The organism is Roseospira marina, assembly GCF_014197855.1.
GTDB classification, from domain to species: domain Bacteria; phylum Pseudomonadota; class Alphaproteobacteria; order Rhodospirillales; family Rhodospirillaceae; genus Rhodospira; species Rhodospira marina.
Map to the genome: position 1 here is coordinate 66,530 of NZ_JACIGJ010000007.1, position 17,613 is coordinate 84,142.

14 protein-coding genes are annotated in these 17,613 nt (G+C 70.4%); 8 read left to right on the forward strand and 6 right to left on the reverse strand.

The window, feature by feature from the left end:
* Positions 1-2 precede the first annotated feature (2 nt).
* The 5 genes from GGD82_RS10930 to GGD82_RS10950 all read left to right on the forward strand — a co-directional run bounded on the left by GGD82_RS10930 (position 3) and on the right by GGD82_RS10950 (position 4,847).
* Complete coding sequence (locus GGD82_RS10930; protein ID WP_150061700.1) at positions 3-602, forward strand: NapC/NirT family cytochrome c; 600 nt, start codon at positions 3-5, stop codon at positions 600-602.
* Positions 599-1,966, forward strand: a complete 1,368-nt coding sequence (locus GGD82_RS10935) for a c-type cytochrome (RefSeq protein ID WP_170284203.1) — start codon at positions 599-601, stop codon at positions 1,964-1,966. Before GGD82_RS10930 ends, GGD82_RS10935 begins: the two co-directional genes overlap by 4 nt.
* 216 nt (positions 1,967-2,182) lie before the next feature.
* A complete protein-coding gene (gene otnK / locus GGD82_RS10940; protein ID WP_150061702.1) occupies positions 2,183-3,433 on the forward strand; it encodes a 3-oxo-tetronate kinase in 1,251 nt (416 codons plus the stop codon).
* A complete protein-coding gene (gene otnC / locus GGD82_RS10945) occupies positions 3,430-4,077 on the forward strand; it encodes a 3-oxo-tetronate 4-phosphate decarboxylase (protein ID WP_150061703.1) in 648 nt (215 codons plus the stop codon). The genes otnK and otnC overlap by 4 nt, the downstream gene beginning before the upstream one ends.
* Positions 4,074-4,847: a hydroxypyruvate isomerase family protein gene (locus GGD82_RS10950; protein ID WP_150061704.1), complete on the forward strand. Its 774-nt coding sequence runs from the start codon at positions 4,074-4,076 to the stop codon at positions 4,845-4,847. Before otnC ends, GGD82_RS10950 begins: the two co-directional genes overlap by 4 nt.
* Positions 4,848-5,034: 187 nt before the next feature.
* On the opposite strand, the gene xrtD is transcribed toward GGD82_RS10950, so the two are convergent.
* From xrtD to GGD82_RS10965, 3 genes are all read right to left on the reverse strand, one after another.
* A complete protein-coding gene (gene xrtD, locus GGD82_RS10955) occupies positions 5,035-6,630 on the reverse strand; it encodes a VPLPA-CTERM-specific exosortase XrtD (protein ID WP_170284204.1) in 1,596 nt (531 codons plus the stop codon).
* Positions 6,631-6,784: 154 nt separating this feature from the next.
* Entirely contained in the window at positions 6,785-8,257 is a 1,473-nt protein-coding gene (locus tag GGD82_RS10960; RefSeq protein WP_150061706.1) for a porin family protein, read from the reverse strand.
* 40 nt (positions 8,258-8,297) lie between these two features.
* On the reverse strand, positions 8,298-8,912 hold the full coding sequence (locus GGD82_RS10965) for an XrtA/PEP-CTERM system exopolysaccharide export protein (protein ID WP_150061707.1): 615 nt from the start codon (positions 8,910-8,912) through the stop codon (positions 8,298-8,300).
* Positions 8,913-9,373: 461 nt separating this feature from the next.
* Here GGD82_RS10965 and clpB point away from each other — a divergent pair, with 461 nt between their 5' ends.
* Positions 9,374-11,965: an ATP-dependent chaperone ClpB gene (gene clpB / locus GGD82_RS10970; RefSeq protein ID WP_150061708.1), complete on the forward strand. Its 2,592-nt coding sequence runs from the start codon at positions 9,374-9,376 to the stop codon at positions 11,963-11,965.
* Between the two features lie 214 nt (positions 11,966-12,179).
* On the opposite strand, the gene cobJ is transcribed toward clpB, so the two are convergent.
* Genes cobJ through GGD82_RS10985 form a run of 3 tightly spaced genes read right to left on the reverse strand, consistent with a single transcriptional unit; the run spans position 12,180 to position 15,344 of the window.
* Positions 12,180-13,970, reverse strand: a complete 1,791-nt coding sequence (cobJ, locus tag GGD82_RS21425) for a precorrin-3B C(17)-methyltransferase (RefSeq protein ID WP_150061709.1) — start codon at positions 13,968-13,970, stop codon at positions 12,180-12,182.
* The gene (locus GGD82_RS10980) at positions 13,967-14,710 is read right to left on the reverse strand and encodes a precorrin-2 C(20)-methyltransferase (protein ID WP_150061710.1); all 744 of its coding nucleotides are present in this window, start codon (positions 14,708-14,710) and stop codon (positions 13,967-13,969) included. The genes cobJ and GGD82_RS10980 overlap by 4 nt, the downstream gene beginning before the upstream one ends.
* 1 nt (position 14,711) lies before the next feature.
* The gene (locus tag GGD82_RS10985; protein WP_150061711.1) at positions 14,712-15,344 is read right to left on the reverse strand and encodes a precorrin-8X methylmutase; all 633 of its coding nucleotides are present in this window, start codon (positions 15,342-15,344) and stop codon (positions 14,712-14,714) included.
* A 220-nt stretch (positions 15,345-15,564) separates the two neighbouring features.
* Between GGD82_RS10985 and cbiE the strand changes: the two genes are divergently transcribed.
* A complete protein-coding gene (cbiE, locus tag GGD82_RS10990) occupies positions 15,565-16,830 on the forward strand; it encodes a precorrin-6y C5,15-methyltransferase (decarboxylating) subunit CbiE (protein ID WP_246163767.1) in 1,266 nt (421 codons plus the stop codon).
* Positions 16,827-17,612 carry a precorrin-6A synthase (deacetylating) gene (gene cobF / locus GGD82_RS10995; protein ID WP_150061712.1) on the forward strand — a complete coding sequence of 262 codons (786 nt, stop codon included), beginning with the start codon at positions 16,827-16,829 and terminating at the stop codon, positions 17,610-17,612. The genes cbiE and cobF overlap by 4 nt, the downstream gene beginning before the upstream one ends.
* Position 17,613: the final 1 nt, after the last annotated feature.

Sequence of the window (17,613 nt, forward strand, 5' to 3'; positions counted from 1 at the left end):
CGATGACTGACTCCGATCCGTCCTCCCCGCAGAAGCGGGGCCTGCTCCGTCGGCTGTGGCGCAACCCGTTCGCCACCGCCACCGGCACCGCTTTGTTCATCCTGGGCGTCCTGGTGCTGGTCGGCGGCGCCTACGGCGGCTTCACCGTGTTCGCCGCCGCGACCAACACCACCGAATTCTGCATCTCCTGCCACGAGATGGAGGTCGGCCCCTACGCCGAGTACAAGACCTCGATCCACTACGCCAACCGGACCGGCATCCGGGTGGACTGCGCCGACTGCCATGTGCCGAAGCCGTTTTTCCCGAAGGTCATGGCCAAGGTGATCGCGTCCAAGGACGTCTATCATCACCTGCTGGGCACCATCGACACGCCCGAGAAGTTCGAGGCACGCCGCCTGGAGATGGCCGAACGGGTCTGGGCGCGGATGGAGGCGACCGACTCGCGCGAGTGCAAAAGCTGCCACGCCTTCGACGCCATGGACCTGCGCGAACAGGGCCGGCGCGCCGAGATCAAGCACCCCGACGCCATGACGGAGGGGCGCCACTGCATCGAATGCCACAAGGGCATCGTCCACGAACTGCCCGAGGGGTACGACGGATGATGCGGGTTCGACGGGCGACACGTGTCGCCGCCGCCGGGATCGCGCTGGCGATCCTCGCGGCCCTGCTGCCGCCACCCGCCGCGGTGGCGGACGAGATCGTCTCGGCCATCGCCCGGGGCGGGCGCCTGTACGACGACTGGCGGACCGAGTTGGACCTGCACACCCGCCGCATCTCCCACCTGCCCGCGCCGGACATCACCGGGGCCGCCGCCGAGGGCGAGGGCCTGTGCGTCGCCTGCCACGGCTGGGACTACCACGGGGTTCCGTGGGCCGAGGGCGGCTCGATCGCCGACCGCGCCGGCACCGATCCGGCCGACGTCGTCGCCATCCTGACCGACGCGACCCACGGTTACGGCACCTATATGGACGAGACCGACCTGCGCGACCTCGCCCTGTTCGTCACCCGGGGCCAGATCGACATGACGCGCTGGATCAGCATCTCGTCCGGCCGCGCCAAGGGCGAGGCGGAGGCTGGATCTGTGTACTTCCAGTCCATCTGCGCCGGCTGCCACGGCGCGGACGGCATGGCGGTCGAGGAGATGCCCCCGCTGGGGCCGTTCAGCCGCGACGAGCCCTGGCACGCTATGCACATCATGATGAACGGGCACCCCAACGGCAGCATGCCGCCGCTGCGGGTTCTGGATGCGAGCCACCTTGCCGACGCCCTGGCCTACATGCAGGCGCTCCCCAGCCGCCCGGTCATCGCGGCGGTGGTGCGCGGCGGGCGCCTGTACGACACGTGGTCGGTCGAGGCTGGCCGCTCGGTGCCGGAAGGCTGGCACCCGCTGTGGCCCGAGGATCGCCGCACCGAGGCGGAGGCGGCCGGGGGCGCGGCACTGGCGCGCGCCCAGGCGCGAAGCTGGCGCTGCGTCAGTTGTCATGGATGGGACTACCGGGGCCGCGACGGCATGGCGATGGGCGGCACCCCGCCGCCGTTCGTGGGCATCGACGGCAAGGCCGGGGCCGATCCCGCCGCCCTTGCCGCCCTGCTGACCGACGACGCGCACGGCTATGGCCGTCTGCTCAGCCGGCGCGACATCATGGATCTGGCGACGTTCGTGTCGGTCGGGCAGGTCGACATGGCACCCTGGATCCACCCCGACACCGGGCATTTCCTGGCGGACGGCGCGGCGTTCGAGGGGCACTACCAGACCATCTGCGCCACCTGCCACGGCCCCGACGGTCAGGCGATCCGAACCATGCCGCCGGTCGGGCGGGCGGTCGCCGGAGAGCCGCAACGGGCGCTGCACAGCGTGTTCAACGGGCACCCGGGCGAGGCCATGCCGCCGCTGCGGGCCATGGGAATCGAGACCGCCGCCGGCATCCTGTCCTTCGCCGAAACCCTGCCGCCCCGCAAGCACTGAGACCCGCCTGCGGTGCCGCCAACGCAAAGGAGGCGGACAACGGAGACCGGCCGTCGCGCCCCCGCAGCACGCCGGACACGCGATGGCGTGCCTCGGCCCGCATTGATGGGCTCGCCTCCGGAATGGTTCCCGTCCCCCCCTGGGCGTGGCGGGACCGGACGCGTACACTCCCCTGCTCAAATGAGCCGAAACCGGATGCGGCAGTGGGAGACAGGGATGCTGCTTGGCTGTATAGGCGACGATTTCACGGGATCCAGCGATCTGGGGAACACCCTGGCGCGGGAAGGCATGCGGGTGGTTCAGTACACCGGCGTGCCCGACGGACCGGCCGACGACGATGTCGAGGCCGGCGTGATCGCCCTCAAGACCCGCTCGATCCCGCCGGCGGAGGCGGTGCGCCAGTCCCTCGCGGCGTTGGCATGGCTGCGGGACCAGGGCTGCGAACAGATCGTCTTCAAGTACTGCTCCACCTTCGACAGCACGCCCGAAGGCAACATCGGCCCCGTCGCCGAGGCCCTGGCCGATGCGTTGGAGGCCGATAAGGTCATCGTCTGCCCGGCGTTTCCCGGCACCGGGCGGTCGGTCTACCAGGGGCATCTGTTCGTGCGGGACCGGCTGCTCAGCGAGAGCGGCATGGAATCCCATCCCCTGAACCCGATGACCGACCCGGATATCCGCCGTTGGCTGGCCCGTCAGACCCGGCTGGAGGTCGGGCATATCGCGGCACCCACGGTGCTGGCCGGGCCGTCCCCGATCGCCGCCGCGCTGGAAGCCGAGCATCAGGCCGGCCGCCGCCTGATCGTGGTGGACGCCCTGCGCGACGCCGACCTGCGCGCCATCGGCGAAGCCGCCGCCGGCCTGCCCCTCATCACCGGCGGATCGGGCATCGCGCTCGGCCTGCCCACGAACTTCGCCCGACGCGGCCTGTTGGGCCATGGCGGGCGCGCCTGGACCGGCCAGCCCGGCCCCTGTGTCGCGCTGTCGGGGTCGTGCTCCAACGCGACCCGGGGGCAGGTCGCCCGCCATGCCGCGCGCTACCCGACCTTTGAGGTCGTGGCCGGCGACGTGATGGCCGGCCGCGTGACGCCCGAGGGCCTGGCCGAGACGCTGCTGGCCGCCGAGGGCCTGCCGCTGGCCTACAGCTCCGCCGACCCGCAGACCGTCGCCGCCGCCCAGGCGGAGTTTGGGCGGGAGGCGGTCGCGGCCGCGCTGGAAGGGTTCTTCGCCACCCTGGCCGCCCGGCTGGTCGAGGGCGGTGTGACCCGGCTGGTGACCGCCGGCGGCGAGACCTCCGGCGCCATCGTGGAGGGCCTCGCCCTGACGACGCTGGAGATCGGCCCGGAGATCGACCCCGGCGTGCCCGCGCTGCGGGCCGGCCCGGCCCTGACCGTGGCGCTGAAATCCGGCAACTTCGGCGCCGAGGACTTCTTTGAAAAGGCGGCGACCGTCCTGGCGGGTGACGCATGACGGAGGCGCAGCTTCGCGAGCAGATGTGCCGCCTGGCCCAGTCGATGTTCGACCGCGGCCTGACCGGCGGCAGCACCGGCAATATCTCGGCCCGCACGGCGGACGGGGGCCTGCTGGTCTCCCCCACCGGCTCCAGCTTCGGCCGCCTCGATCCCGGACGGCTGAGCCGGTTCGATGCCCAGGGCCGCCTGATCGACGGCGATCCCCCGACCAAGGAAATGCCGCTGCACACGGCCTTTTACGAGACCCGGTCCAAGGCCGGGGCCGTGGTGCATCTGCACTCCTGCCACTCGGTGGCGTGGTCGCTGATGCCCGACGTGGACGAGGACGACTTCCTGCCCCCGCTGACGCCCTACGCCATCATGAAGCTGGGGCGGGTCAAGCTGCTGCCGTTCTTCCTGCCCGGCGATCCGGCGATGGGCGAGGCGGTGCGCGGGCTGGCGGGCAAGCGCAGCGCGGTCATGCTGGCCAACCACGGCCCGGTCGTCGCCGGCAAGGATGTCGAGGCGGCCTGTAACGCCATGGAAGAGCTGGAAGACACCGCGCGGCTGGCCATGCTGATGCACGGACGCGCACCGCGTCAGTTGACGCCGGAGCAGGTGCGCGCGCTGGTGACGAAATTTGATGTGGAGTGGGACGCATGACCCGGTTTTCCGCCAATCTCGGCTTTCTCTGGACGGACCGGCCGCTGCCCGACGCGATCCGCGCCGCCGCCGCCGCCGGCTTTGACGCCGTCGAATGCCATTGGCCCTATGACGTCCCGTCCGAGGATGTGGCGCAGGCGCTGGCCGACACGGGGCTGCCCATGCTGGGGCTCAACACCCGGCGCGGCGATGTCGCGGCGGGGGAGAATGGGCTGGCGGCCCTGCCCGGCCGGGCGGCGGACGCGCGCGCGGCGGTCGACGAGGCTCTGGCCTACGCCCGCGCCATCGGTGCCGCCAACGTTCATGTGATGGCCGGCGTGGCGCGCGGCGACGCGGCCCATGCGGCCTTTCTCGCCACCCTGGACTACGCGGCGGCGCAGGCGGAGGCGGACGGGATCACCATCCTGATCGAGCCGCTGAACCGCTACGACGCCCCGGGGTACTTCCTGACCACACCGGAGCAGGCGCGGGACGTGATCGCGGCCGTGGGCCGGCCGAACGTCAAGCTGATGTTCGATTGCTACCACGCGCAGCTCATGGGCGGGGACCTGACGCACCGGCTGACGGACCTGCTGCCCGTGATCGGCCACATCCAGTTCGCCGGTGTGCCGGAGCGCGGCCAGCCGGACCGGGGCGAGGTGCACTATCCCAACGTGTTCGCGACCATCGACGCCCTCGGCTGGGCCGCGCCGCTGGGCGCGGAATACAAGCCGGGCGGGGATACGGACGCCACGCTGGGGTGGCTCGCCGCCATGCGCGCGGGCGCATAAAAACCAAAGGGACGAGAACGAGGACGATCGGCGACGCGGCGGCGATGAGCCTGACTCATCGCCGCTTTTTTTCGCGCCCGGGAGCGCGCCGACCGGTCGGCCTTGCCATCCTGCGGCGCGTCGCCTTCACCTCAGGATGATGTACGGGCACCGAGGGGACCAGGGGACCCGCCGGGCCCCCCGGCGGTCAGTTGGGCACGTAGGCGTCCAGCAGAGGCAGGGCATCCCCCAGGAACGCCCGCAACCGGGCGTCGGCGTCTTCGGGGTCCTCGGATTGACGGATCGGCGTGATGACCCGGACCAGGGCGCCGTCGGTGCGGCCGAGGGTGAGCGCGTCCCACACGTTGGCCAGCTTGATCCGCAACTCGTCGGTCAGCCGGCGGTGGCGCAGTTCGAACCAGAAGTACACGAGCTGGCGCTGGGTGCCGTTGACGATCACGCTGCGGTTGACGGTCAGCGGGGTGTCCATGCCGTCCGGGGTGAGGGTCGTGTCCGACAGGTCGGTGATTTCCCAACCGCCCGCCGGAATGCAGACCGCGGGCGAGTGAATCGTCGCCCGGCGGTCCTGGGCGTCGTACCAGGCGACATACAGGTTCACCGGCGTATCGACCTGCGGGTTTTCGTAATCGGCGACGATATAGTCGTCGACCTGCAGCGTTTCGAGCTGGGTCGGCAGGATCGCCCGCTCCGTCCCGGACCACCCGTCGATCGACAGCGGGAACGTGGCCAGGGGCTTGCGCGGCGGCACGGTCCGCGCCCCTTCCGGCAGCGCGCTGAAGGCGACGACGCCCGCCACCACCGCCACCAGGGCGACGATCAAGGCGGGCGTGGCCCGGGCCATCGGCGCCGGCACGCGACCGGGTGCGGGGATGATGATGTCGAGGTTCAGGCGGGCGACGAACAGCCGCCGATCACCGGAGATCAGCATCAGGATCTGGAGCACCACGAACAGCAGGACCAGGCCGAACACGAAAATCACCCAGCCCTCAAAGGCGTGCATGAACCCTTCGGCGGCCTCGACGCCCTGATAATTGACCAGGATGCCGGTCAGGGCGATGCGGGCGCTGTTGATGGCGATCGTGATCGGTACGGTGAACAGGAACAGCACCACGCGGTGCCAGATGGGCCCGGCATAGATATAGCCGACCAGGTAGGCGAAGCTGGCGAGCGGGAACAGATAGCGCAGGCCGTTGCAGGCCTCGGCAACCTGAAGCTGGTACAGACCCAGGTCGATGATGTTCCCGTTCAGGAACACCGAATAGCCCATCGCGCGCAGGATGTCTGTGCCCAGAACCGACGAGATGTGCTGCATCGTCGTCGAGACCTGGATGTACAGCGTGTTGGGCAGGGGCAGCGCGAAGAACAGATAGGCGATCGGAAACAACAGCCACCGCAGCCCATAGGCGCCGTACAGAATCAGGACGAGACCGAGCAGCGACAGAATGAAGCCGTAATAGCCGAAGGTCGGCATGCCGCCGACCTTGGCGAGAACCGCGAGCACGGCCGCGAACACGACGATGGCGGCCCCGATCCCCCCGCCGCGCGAAACCGCCGGGGGGGTCATGCCGCGCAGCGCGTGCCAGATCATGAGCAGAGCCAGCGGCGGCACGATGTAGCCGTAGCTGAACTCGTCGCGCTCCCACGCACTGGCGGCGTAGATCAGGCCGTCCCAGAACAGAACCCCGAAGCACACGATGCAAAGGGCTGCCGCCCCCAATTTCACGAAGGCGCCGGCACCGCGCCCGTCGGCGTCGCTGCGGCTGTTCACGTCCTGACCGACCATCGCTCTCTCCGCATCCATTCCACACTCGAAGGGCACCGGCCCCTTCGGACTCCGGTCCGGGACACGCCCCCCGGATAGGGCCCCCGGATACTGCCCCCGGGGGCAGGCTCCGTGTGGGGACCCCGCGCGCGGTCACGAGACCCGGACGCCGGCCTCAGAACGCCAGACGCCCCCCAATAAACACCGTGTTTTCCGTATACTCATCCTCGGGATCGTCGCTGAACCGGTGCGCATGCGAGGCGCCGCCGAACAGAGACGCGGAGTCCGTCAGCAGATAGGTCAGACGGCCCCGCGCCGAGAGGGTCAGCGATTCGTCCGTATCGCTTCCCGAGGCGTGTTGCGATCGCAGCGTCAGGGACGAGGTCCACTCCCGGTTGAGGGTCCGATTCCAGCCGCCCGTGAGGCTGACGGAGGTTTCGTCCTCGCCTTCATCAGTGCCGCTGACGTACTCCCGATTGGTATAGGCGCCGGTCAGGCTGTAGGTGTTGCGCCGATAATTGCCGACCACGCCGAACTGCCCCGTGTACGCCAAAGACACCCCATCGTCGTTGTCGCCGCTGGTTCGGGAGGTTTGCGGCAGCACCGAATCCTCACCCCGCGTCCGCTCCTCGCCCTCAAGTCGCGACGCCCGGCCCATGGAGGTTTCCAGCGCCCGACTGATGGCCGCCTGCACCCGCAGGCGGGGCGTGATGGCGTACGTCATGTCGCCCTCGATCCACTGATCGCCGTAGCGACGACCGTAGGTCATCGACAGCGTACCGTGTGCGCCCTCGAACACGCCGCCGGCGTTCCAGAAGATACCGGTCAGATCCTCTTCGCTCTTGGCCTCGACCCAGCCGTAGCCGACCTGACCGATGGCGGTGAACCAGCGTGTGACCGGAACGCGGGTCGTCAGGCCGGCCGTGGTCTCCTCGAAATCGCCGGCCCCATCATTCCGCGAGTCACCGCCAAACTGCGTGTTCTTGCGGTGGTCGAACTCCCCCTGGAAGCCGACCCAGCGCAGCTGGCTGCGCGTGTCCACCGTCAAGGTCTGCTGCATCTCGCGTTCCCGGTCGGAGCCGCCGGACCCGCGCGAGCCGTCGTCGCCATCGGAGTCCGAGGTGTCCGTTTTCAGGGTCTCACGGTGCCGGAACCGCGCGAGGGCCTCAATGTCGTCGACGAACACATAGCGGGCGTAGGGGCTGATCTCGACGGTGTTGACGGTTTCGGTGTTATCGTCCGAATTTGCCCGCCCCTCGGTCTGGGGCGCGGTGTCGTCGATGAGCACACGGCGCGAGGATGCGTTCGCCTCCACGCCAAGCAACGTGGGAATGAAATCCAAGGCACCGGCGGCGCGGATGTCCTGATCGATGGTCGGATCGCGGCCATTTTCGGTCTCGACCCCAAGGCCGGCATCGAGAGTGACGTTCATCCGGCGCCAGACCGCGCTGAACGCGGTGTTGTAATCCACGCGGTTGATGATCGCGCCGTCCTTGTCCTCGTCGGGTTCGAGGTCGACGTTGTCGGTCGCGATGACCTGGGTTTCAACGGCTTGGTCCAGGGTCAGATCGACCGACCATGCGGGAGAGACGGCGACCACAGCGGCTCCCAGTAGTCCCACTCCGGCTGCGGTCAGCGATCGTTTCATGGCGCAAACGGTCTCTCGTGTCGGCGGCGGGCCGCCGATCCTACAGCAGGGCCTCGGGGATCAGGATGATGTCGCCGGGCAGAAGGGCGACGTTCGCGTCGATGTCGCTGTCCTTCAGCAGATCCTCCAGACGGACCCGGTAGGTTTCGCGCGCCTCGCCCTTGCCGCGCACCAGCAGGGCGCCGTTGCCGTCCGCAAAGGGTGTCAAACCACCCACGGCCAGCATGACGTCGATCAACGTCATGTTCTGGCGGTACGGGACCGCCGTGGGGCTGGCGGCCTCGCCCACCACCCGGATCTGCTTGTCCAGCGGGCCGGTGAAGTCGTTGACGATCACCGTCACCAGGGGCTCCTGGATGTAAGGACGCAGGGCTTCGGTGATGTCGCTGGACAACTCCGCCGGCGTTTTGCCGGCCGCCACCATGTCGGAGAGAAGCGGGGTCGAGATCCGCCCATCAGGGCGCACGGTCACCTGCCGCGACAGCTCCGTGTCCCCCCACACGAAGATTTCCAGGCGATCCAGCGCACCGATGGTATAGATGCTGGGATCCGCTCCTGGGTCGACCGGGGCGTCCGGATAGGAAGAACAGGCCGCCAGCGTGGCGCCCATGGCGGCAAAAAGACAGGATCGCCAGAGCATTCGAGCGATTGACATGATTTCGTCCCCTGAGGCACCGGTGCGCATCCATTGCCCGCGCCGCGCGCCGGAAAGACCCGGCGTGCCTCTCCCGCGCTACACGAGCAACCGGCACGCAAGTGGCCGCCCCCCAGCCCGCTCGCAAGCATAAAACTCGTTATACACGATCACGTCGATACGACCACCCTATCTTCCGTCCGATGGCCGCCCGGCCACGAGCACGGTGTTCGCAAAGTCACACACTTCATTTGACGAGTGTTTTGCGACGGCTAGAACGGCCGCATCCATGAAACACCCGAGAACGAGGGCCGGTCCGGGCCACTTGTCCGTTGCGGCGGCCCGCGGATCCTCCCCATATCGGATCCAGCGAAACCGCGACCATCTGGCGCTTGCTCTTAGGAGGAGCGCCGTCCGGGGGGACGCGCGGCTGCCCGCATTGGGGGCCGGTGTCCTCGCCACAGACGACAAGGACGATCAACATGGATCTGGAAACCTTCACCGACCGCGCCAAGGGCTTCCTGCAAGCGGCGCAGACCATCGCCCTGCGGGAGCACCACCAGCAGGTGACACCCGAGCACCTGTTGAAGGCCCTTCTGGACGACCCGGAGGGCATGGCCGCCAGCCTGATCGCCGCGACCGACGGCGACGTGGAAAAGGCCCGCTCCGGCATCGACATGGAGGTGGGCAAGCTGCCCCGGGTCGAGGGCGCGACCAACATGTACTGGTCGCAGCAGACCACGCGGCTGCTCGACCAGGCCCAGCAGATGGCCAAGAAGGCCGGCGACAGCTATGTGACCGTCGAACGCCTGTTGCTGGCTCTCGCCCTGGCCAAGGGCACGCCCGCCGCCAAGGTGCTGGCGGAGGCCGGCGTGACGCCGCAGGGCCTCAACGGCGCGGTGGAGCGCCTGCGCAAGGGCCGCACCGCCGACAGCGCGGGGGCGGAGCAGCAGTATGACGCGCTCAAGAAATACGCCCGCGACCTGACCGAGGCGGCGCGCGAGGGCAAGCTCGACCCGGTCATCGGCCGCGACGAGGAAATCCGCCGCACCGTCCAGGTGCTGTCCCGCCGCACCAAGAACAACCCGGTGCTGATCGGCGAGCCGGGCGTGGGCAAGACCGCCATCGTCGAGGGCCTCGCCCTGCGCATCGTCAACGGCGACGTGCCCGAAAGCTTGCGCGACAAGCGTCTGATGGTGCTCGACCTGGGCGCCCTGGTGGCCGGCGCGAAGTATCGCGGCGAGTTCGAGGAGCGGCTGAAGGCCGTGCTGTCGGAGATTTCGTCCAGCGACGGCGAATACGTGCTGTTCATCGACGAAATGCACACCCTGGTGGGCGCCGGCAAGGCGGAGGGGGCGATGGACGCCTCCAACCTGCTGAAACCGGCCCTGGCGCGGGGCGAACTGCACTGCATCGGCGCCACCACGCTGGATGAATACCGCAAGCACGTCGAGAAGGACGCCGCCCTGGCGCGCCGGTTCCAGCCGGTGTTCGTCTCCCAGCCGACGGTGGAGGATTCCATCTCCATCCTGCGCGGCATCAAGGAGAAATACGAGCTGCACCACGGTGTGCGCATCGCCGACGCCGCGCTGGTGGCGGCCGCGACGCTGTCCAACCGCTACATCACCGACCGGTTCCTGCCCGATAAGGCCATCGACCTGGTGGACGAGGCCGCCGCGCGCCTGCGCATGCAGGTGGACAGCAAGCCGGAGGAACTCGACGAACTCGACCGCCGCATCATCCAGTTCAAGATCGAGCGCGAGGCGCTGAAGAAGGAGCCCGATCCGGCCTCCCGCGATCGCTTGCTCAAGCTGGAGGACGAACTGGGCGACCTGGAGGCCAAGGCCGCCGTGATGGCCGCCGACTGGGAGCGGCAGAAGGGCGCCCTGGCCGACACCACCAAGCTGAAGGAACAGCTCGATCACGCCCGCGGTGACCTCGACATCGCGCGTCGTCAGGCCAATTGGGCGCGCGCGGGCGAACTGGAATACGGCGTCATCCCGGGCCTGCAAAAGCAGCTTGAGGACGCGGAGACCGGCCAGGGCGACGCCATGCTGAACGAGGTGGTGACGGAGGAAACCGTGGCCTCCATCGTGTCGCGCTGGACCGGCATTCCGGTGGACAAGATGCTGACCGGGGAGCGCGACAAGCTGCTGAAGATGGAGGCGGTCCTCGCCGCCCGCGTGGTCGGGCAGGCGGAGGCGGTGTCCGCCGTCTCCAACGCCGTGCGCCGGGCGCGTGCCGGGCTGGGCGATCCCAACCGGCCCATCGGCTCCTTCCTGTTCCTCGGCCCCACGGGTGTCGGCAAGACCGAGCTGACGAAGGCTTTGGCGGCGTTCCTGTTCGACGACGAAACCGCGCTGATCCGCGTCGATATGTCGGAGTACATGGAAAAGCACGCCGTGGCCCGCCTAATCGGCGCCCCTCCGGGCTACGTCGGCTATGACGAGGGCGGCGCGTTGACCGAGGCGGTGCGGCGTCGGCCCTATCAGGTCGTGCTGTTCGACGAGGTCGAGAAGGCGCACCCGGACGTGTTCAACGTGCTGCTCCAGGTGCTGGACGAGGGCCGCCTGACCGACGGCCAGGGCCGGGTGATCGATTTCAAGAACACCCTGATCGTCATGACCTCGAACCTCGGCGCCGACATCCTGGCGGCCCAGGGCGAGGGCGAGGACAGCGCCGCCGTGCGCGGCGTGGTCATGGAGGAGGTGCGCGCCGCGTTCCGGCCGGAGTTCCTCAACCGCCTGGACGAGATCCTGCTGTTCCACCGCCTGTTCAAGGAGCACATGGCCGGCATCGTCGACATCCAGATCGCGCGGCTGGCCAAGCGCCTGGACGATCGGGGCATCACGCTGGACATGGACATGGCCGCCAAGGCGTGGCTGGCGGAGCGTGGCTACGATCCGGTGTACGGCGCCCGGCCGCTCAAGCGGGTGATCCAGCGCCAGCTTGAGAACCCGCTGGCCGTGCTGGTGCTGGAAGGGCGCATTGGCGATGGCGACACCGCCACCGTCTCCGCCGGCGAGGGCGGCCTGATCGTCAACGGCCAGGCCCTGGAGCAGGCGGCGGCGTAAGTCCGGTCGGCCATTGAACGGCTATGCCCGTTCAATGGCCTCCGGCGCGTCGTGGCGCCCGTTTTAGACGCATCGCGCACACGTTGCAGGGCGGACCGAAAACGGCGACCGACCGCCCCCGAGCCCCCGCCTGTGCCCGCCGCGCGGGTTACCTGATGCCGCTGCCTGTGTGCCAGGGCGCGGCGGAGGCGGCGGGCCTGACGGGATCGCGCGTCTACCGGGACCGGGTCATGGGGTTCATGACCGCGGGCGACCGCTGGACGGAGGCCGGATCCGACTCGCGCGCATACCAACGCGGGGAGTAGACCCAGAGGCGTTCCGCCAGCGCGCGCGGCACGGTCTGGGTGGCCGAGGACCCGATCAGGATCACGGTGCGCATGTCCGCATCCTCCGGCCGCACGGCGCCCAGGGTGGTGACGCGCACGGCTTCGTCCGGGCGCGCCACGTCACGGGCCAGCACAACGGGCGTCTCCGGCCCGCGCACCGTCCGCAGCCGGTCCAGCGCCTGCCCCAACTGCCAGGGCCGCGCCTTCGACACCGGGTTGTACAGCGCCATCGCCAGGTCGGCCCGCGCGGCATACTCCAGCCGCTCCAGGATGACGTCGAGCGGCTTCAGGTTGTCCGACAGCGACAGGATGCAGAAGTCGTGGCCCAGCGGCGCACCGATCCGGGCGGCGGCGGCCTGCGCGGCCGTGATGCCGGGCACCATCTCCAGCGCCACGCCCTGCCACGCCGGATCGTCGCCGGCATGCAGCGCCTCCATCACCGCCGTCGCCATGGCGAAGATGCCCGGATCGCCCGAGGAGATCACCGCCACCCGCGCCCCGTCCGCCGCCAGGGCGAGGGCGTGGCGGGCGCGGTCCATCTCCACCCGGTTGTCGGAGGCATGCACGGCCTGATCCGGACGCGCGGTCCCGACCAGCCGTTCGGCCATGCGGATATAGGTCTCATAGCCGATCCAGTGGTCGGCGCGGCGCAGCACCTCCCGCGCCGCCGGGGCCAGCAGATCCGGGCTGCCCGGCCCGAGACCCACCACGGCCAGATGCCCGCGCGGATGGCCCACCGGGCGCACGGCCTCCGGCGTCCGCGCCACCGCGAGCGCCACCGGCCCGTCCGCCCACAGCGGCCGGTCGCGGTCGCCCTCGGGCACGGCGCCGGCGACCAGGGCGGTCGGATCGCTCGCCTCGGCCACGAAGCGCACCGGGGCGTCCAGCGACACCGCCAGACGGTGCAGGTCCGGCCGCGCCATCGCCGCGCGGGGCGCCAGTACGGCCGCCACGGCCTTGGGCGCCAGTACCGCCGCCGCCAGGGCGGCCGGGACGGACTCTGCGAGGTCGTCCCCCTGGCCCGCGACAGCGACCACAACGGTCTTCGGGTGGAACACCAGATCGCCCGGCGCCGCGTCCCGATCATCCGGGCTGACCCGAATGCAGCGGTCCCCGTCCGGGGTGAACGGCAGGCGGCTCTCGGCCAGCCAGGGCGCCTCCCCCTCCAGCCGCACCGACGCACCGCCCAGCAGGTCGGACATGAACGCCTTCGACGCGCCGGGATCGCGCGCGACGTAGCCGGCGGGCGGCGCCTCCAACGTCACGCTGAACCGCACGTCCCCAGTGGTCGTGATCGCGGGCACCACGTCCAGCGCCGCGCCGATGCGCCGCGCCAGGGCGTTGACCCCATGCAAGCCACCCAGCAGCGGCACGACGGCGCTGCCGTCCTCCGCCACCGCCAGCACCGGCGGCTCCAGCCGCTTGTTCTGGAGCAGCGGGGCCAGGGCGCGGATCACGATGCCGCTGGCGCACAACGCGATCAGGGGCACACCGTCCCGATGCAGGCCGCGCAGGGTCTCGCCGAAGCCCTCATAGGCCACGTCGGCGCCCTCGACCCGCCCGGCCAACCCGTGAATCCGCGTGCCCTCGGGCAAGAGGGCCTGGATGCGCCGCGCGGTGTCCAGGCTGCGCTGGCCCAGGATGACGATGGCGGCCGGCGTGTCCGTCCCGTCCGTCATACCGGCGAGCCCACCCAGGTCCGGCCCGGAATCAGGATCACCGAGAAGTAGGGCACCGTCGCCGGGTCCACGTCCGCCAGCGGCAGCGTGCGCTGGGTGGTCATGGTCGCGCGCTCCACATACAGCGCGCGGTCCAGCAGGCCGACCTCCTCGATCACCCGGCGCACCTTGGTGAAGGTCTTGCCGAGCTTCATGATCGCGGCGGCGTCGGCCTCCGTCAGACGGCGGCGCAGATCGTCCTCCGTCATGACGCCGGACAGCACGGACAGATACTGGTCGCGGTAGACCAGCGGCGTGCCCAGCACCGACGCCCCGGCCAGGATGGAGCACACGCCCGGCACCACCTCGGTCTCGTAGCGGTCCGCCAGCCGGTCGTGCAGGTACATGTAGGAGCCGTAGAAGAACGGATCACCCTCGCACAGCACCGCCACGTCGCGCCCGGCGTCCAGGTGGCCGGCGATCTGCTCCGCGCAGCCGTCGTAGAAGCCGGCCAGCGCCGCCTCGTAATCGAACGGGGGCGGCGGCGCCTCGATGGTGACGGGGAAGACCATCGGCAGGCGCACCTGCTCGTCGCGCAGATAGCCCTCGGTGATGGTCAGGGCGTGGCCCTTGCGGCCCTCCGCGCTGGGAAACGCGACGACGTCCGCCGCCCGCAGCCGGTTGAGCGCCTTGACCGTGATGAGTTCGGGATCCCCCGGACCGACGCCCAGACCGAACAGGCGTCCCTTGTGCTCGCTCATATCAGCCGTGTGCCTCCCGCCCGAGGGCGTTCACGGCGGCCGCCACCATGGCGCTGCCGCCGCGCCGGCCGGAGACGGCGACGAACGGCACGCCCCGGCTGTTGGCCGCCAGTTCATCCTTCGACTCGACCGCGCCGACATAGCCGACCGGGAAGCCCAGGATCAGCGCCGGGCGCGGCGTTTCCGGATCGTCCAGCATGGCCAGCAGGTGGAACAGCGCGGTCGGCGCGTTGCCCACCGCTACAATGGACCCCGCCAGATGGGGCCGCCACAGTTCCACCGCCGCCGCCGAGCGGGTGGTGTCCATCTCGCGCGCCATGGCACGCACCGGCTCGTCGTTCAGGGTGCAGATCACCGCGTTGTCGGCCGGCAGGCGGGCGCGGGTGATGCCCTCCGCCACCATGCGGCAGTCGCACAGGATCGGCGCGCCCCCCTCCAGCGCGGCGCGGCCGGTGGCCCCGGCGCCCTCCGAGAACACCAGCGCATCGATGATGTCCGGCATGCCGCAGGCGTGGGCGACGCGGACGGCGATATCCTCCAGGTCGGCGGGGATGCGGCTCAGGTCCGCCTCGGACCGGATGATGGCGAAGGATTGCCGGTAGATGGCGTGCGCATCGCGGCTGTAGGCGTGCATGACAGGGTCCTCGCAGTGATCGTCCCGGGGGGCGTCCCGGGGGACGGCGCGTGCGCCGATCCCGGGTCCCGTGTTCGCGGCGTGTGTCTACACCGGGACGCCCGTTGGAGGAACCCGAAAGCGCACCCGCGCGCACCCGCGCACGCCCCCAAACCCGCCGCGAGGGTTGCCACGGTCGGGCGGGTCTCGTATCACCCCGACCGGATCCGGAGGGACAACGGTGCACGACGACAGCATACCCCGGCCGACGCCCTGGCTTACGGTGGTCGGTCTCGGCGAGGACGGCCTGGACGGGTTGGGACGGGCGGCCCGGCAGGCGGTGGAAACAGCCCCCGTGGTGATGGGCGGCGCGCGGCATCTAGAGCTGCTGCCCGCCATCCCCGGCCAGGAACGGGAGCCCTGGCCGACGCCGTTCGCGGACGGTTACGAGAGGGTTCTGGCCCGGCGCGGCACGCCGCTGTGTGTGCTGGCGAGCGGCGATCCCATGTTCTACGGCCTGGGCGCAACCCTGGCCCGGCGCGTGCCCGCCGCCGAGATGCAGGTGTTCCCGGCGCCGTCGAGCGTGTCCCTGGCCGCGGCCCGGCTCGGCTGGGGGCTGCACGAGGTCGCCACCCTGCCCCTGCACGGCCGCCCGCTGGCCACACTCCATCCCCTGCTGCACGAGGGCGCCCGGCTGCTGCTGCTGGGCGAGAACCGGGAGACGCCGGCCGAGGTGGCGGCCCTGTTGACGGCACGCGGCTTCGGCGCCAGCACCGTCACCGTGCTGGAGCACCTGGGCGGCCCGCGCGAGCACCGTTTGGACGGCACCGCCGCTGGTTGGCCGCATCCGCCCGGCGCCGATCTGGCGGTGATCGCGGTCACCTGCGTCGCCGATCCCGACCACGACGGCGGCCTGACGCGGCTGGCGGGGCTGCCGGACGATGCCTTCGACCACGACGGCCAGATCACCAAGCGCGACCAGCGCGCCGTGACCCTGGCGCGGCTGGCGCCCCGGCCAGGTGAACTTCTGTGGGACGTGGGAGCCGGGTGCGGCTCCATCGGGATCGAGTGGATGCGCACCCATCCCACCGCCCGCGCCCTCGCCATCGAGACCCGCGACGACCGCCGGGCGCACATCGCCCGCAACCGCGATGCCCTCGGGGTCCCGGGCCTGACCATCGTGGCCGGCGCGGCGCCCGAGGCCCTGGCCGGGCTGGAGGCGCCCGACGCCGTGTTCATCGGCGGCGGCCTCACCGTGGCCGGCGTGTTCGACGCCGTCTGGTCCGCCCTCAAGCCCGGCGGCCGGCTGGTCGCCAACGCCGTCACCCTGGAAAGCGAGACCGCCCTGGCCGCCCTGCACGCCCGCCTGGGCGGCGATCTGACCCGGCTGTCGGTCGCCCAGGCCAAGCCGCTCGGCGGCTTCCACGGCTGGCGCACGGCCATGCCGGTCACGCTCTACTGTGTCACCAAGCCGGGCCTTGGCTCCGGCCCGGAGTCTGCGACATGAAACACATTCTTCTCATCGGCATCGGCCCCGGCGATCCGGACGCCCTCACCCTGGCCGCCATCAAGGGCATCCGCCGCACCGACGTGTTCTTCTTCCTGGAGAAGGAGGGCGACGGGAAGGACTCGCTGATCCGGTTCCGCCGGGAGATCCTGGCGGAGCACGCGGCCGACCGCGCCTATCGCGTCGCCGCCGGGGCCAGCCCGAAGCGGGACCGCGCCTCCGCCGACTATCAGGGCGCGGTCGAGGACTGGCGCCGCCGCCGCACCCAGGTGATCGCCGACCTGATCGACGGCAACATGGCGGACGGCGAGACCGGGGCCTTTCTGCTGTGGGGCGACCCGGCCCTGTACGACGGCACCATGCAGAACCTGCACGACCTGATCGCCGAGGGCCGCGACGACATCACGTTCGAGGTCATCCCCGGCATCACCTGCGTGCAGGCCCTGACGGCGAAGCACCGCATTCCGCTCAACCGCGTGGGCGAGGAAATCGTCATCACCACCGGCCGCCAGATCGAGACCGGCGACCCGGCCACGGTCACCAACAGCATCGTGATGCTGGATTCGCGCGACGCCTACATGCGGCTGCGCGACCGGCCGGACATGGACATCTTTTGGGGCGGCGACGTGGGCAGCCCGGACGAGGTGCTGATCGCCGGCCCGCTCGACGAAACCGCCGACCGCATTTCCGAAACCATCAAGGCCCAGCGCGCGCGCAAGGGCTGGATCATGGACACCTACGTCCTACGCCGCCGCCGCGCCCCGGACGCCAGCGGATCGTGAG

Bases quoted from the DNA above. Each gene is read 5' to 3' on its own strand.
- GGD82_RS10965 (WP_150061707.1), bottom strand. From the start codon at position 8,912: ATGTCAATCGCTCGAATGCTCTGGCGATCCTGTCTTTTTGCCGCCATG.
- otnK (WP_150061702.1), top strand. From the start codon at position 2,183: ATGCTGCTTGGCTGTATAGGCGACGATTTCACGGGATCCAGCGATCTG.
- GGD82_RS10935 (WP_170284203.1), top strand. From the start codon at position 599: ATGATGCGGGTTCGACGGGCGACACGTGTCGCCGCCGCCGGGATCGCG.
- GGD82_RS10960 (WP_150061706.1), bottom strand. From the start codon at position 8,257: ATGAAACGATCGCTGACCGCAGCCGGAGTGGGACTACTGGGAGCCGCT.
- GGD82_RS10985 (WP_150061711.1), bottom strand. From the start codon at position 15,344: ATGCACGCCTACAGCCGCGATGCGCACGCCATCTACCGGCAATCCTTC.
- cobF (WP_150061712.1), top strand. From the start codon at position 16,827: ATGAAACACATTCTTCTCATCGGCATCGGCCCCGGCGATCCGGACGCC.
- GGD82_RS10930 (WP_150061700.1), top strand. From the start codon at position 3: ATGACTGACTCCGATCCGTCCTCCCCGCAGAAGCGGGGCCTGCTCCGT.
- GGD82_RS10950 (WP_150061704.1), top strand. From the start codon at position 4,074: ATGACCCGGTTTTCCGCCAATCTCGGCTTTCTCTGGACGGACCGGCCG.
- GGD82_RS10980 (WP_150061710.1), bottom strand. From the start codon at position 14,710: ATGAGCGAGCACAAGGGACGCCTGTTCGGTCTGGGCGTCGGTCCGGGG.
- clpB (WP_150061708.1), top strand. From the start codon at position 9,374: ATGGATCTGGAAACCTTCACCGACCGCGCCAAGGGCTTCCTGCAAGCG.
- otnC (WP_150061703.1), top strand. From the start codon at position 3,430: ATGACGGAGGCGCAGCTTCGCGAGCAGATGTGCCGCCTGGCCCAGTCG.
- xrtD (WP_170284204.1), bottom strand. From the start codon at position 6,630: ATGGTCGGTCAGGACGTGAACAGCCGCAGCGACGCCGACGGGCGCGGT.
- cobJ (WP_150061709.1), bottom strand. From the start codon at position 13,970: ATGACGGACGGGACGGACACGCCGGCCGCCATCGTCATCCTGGGCCAG.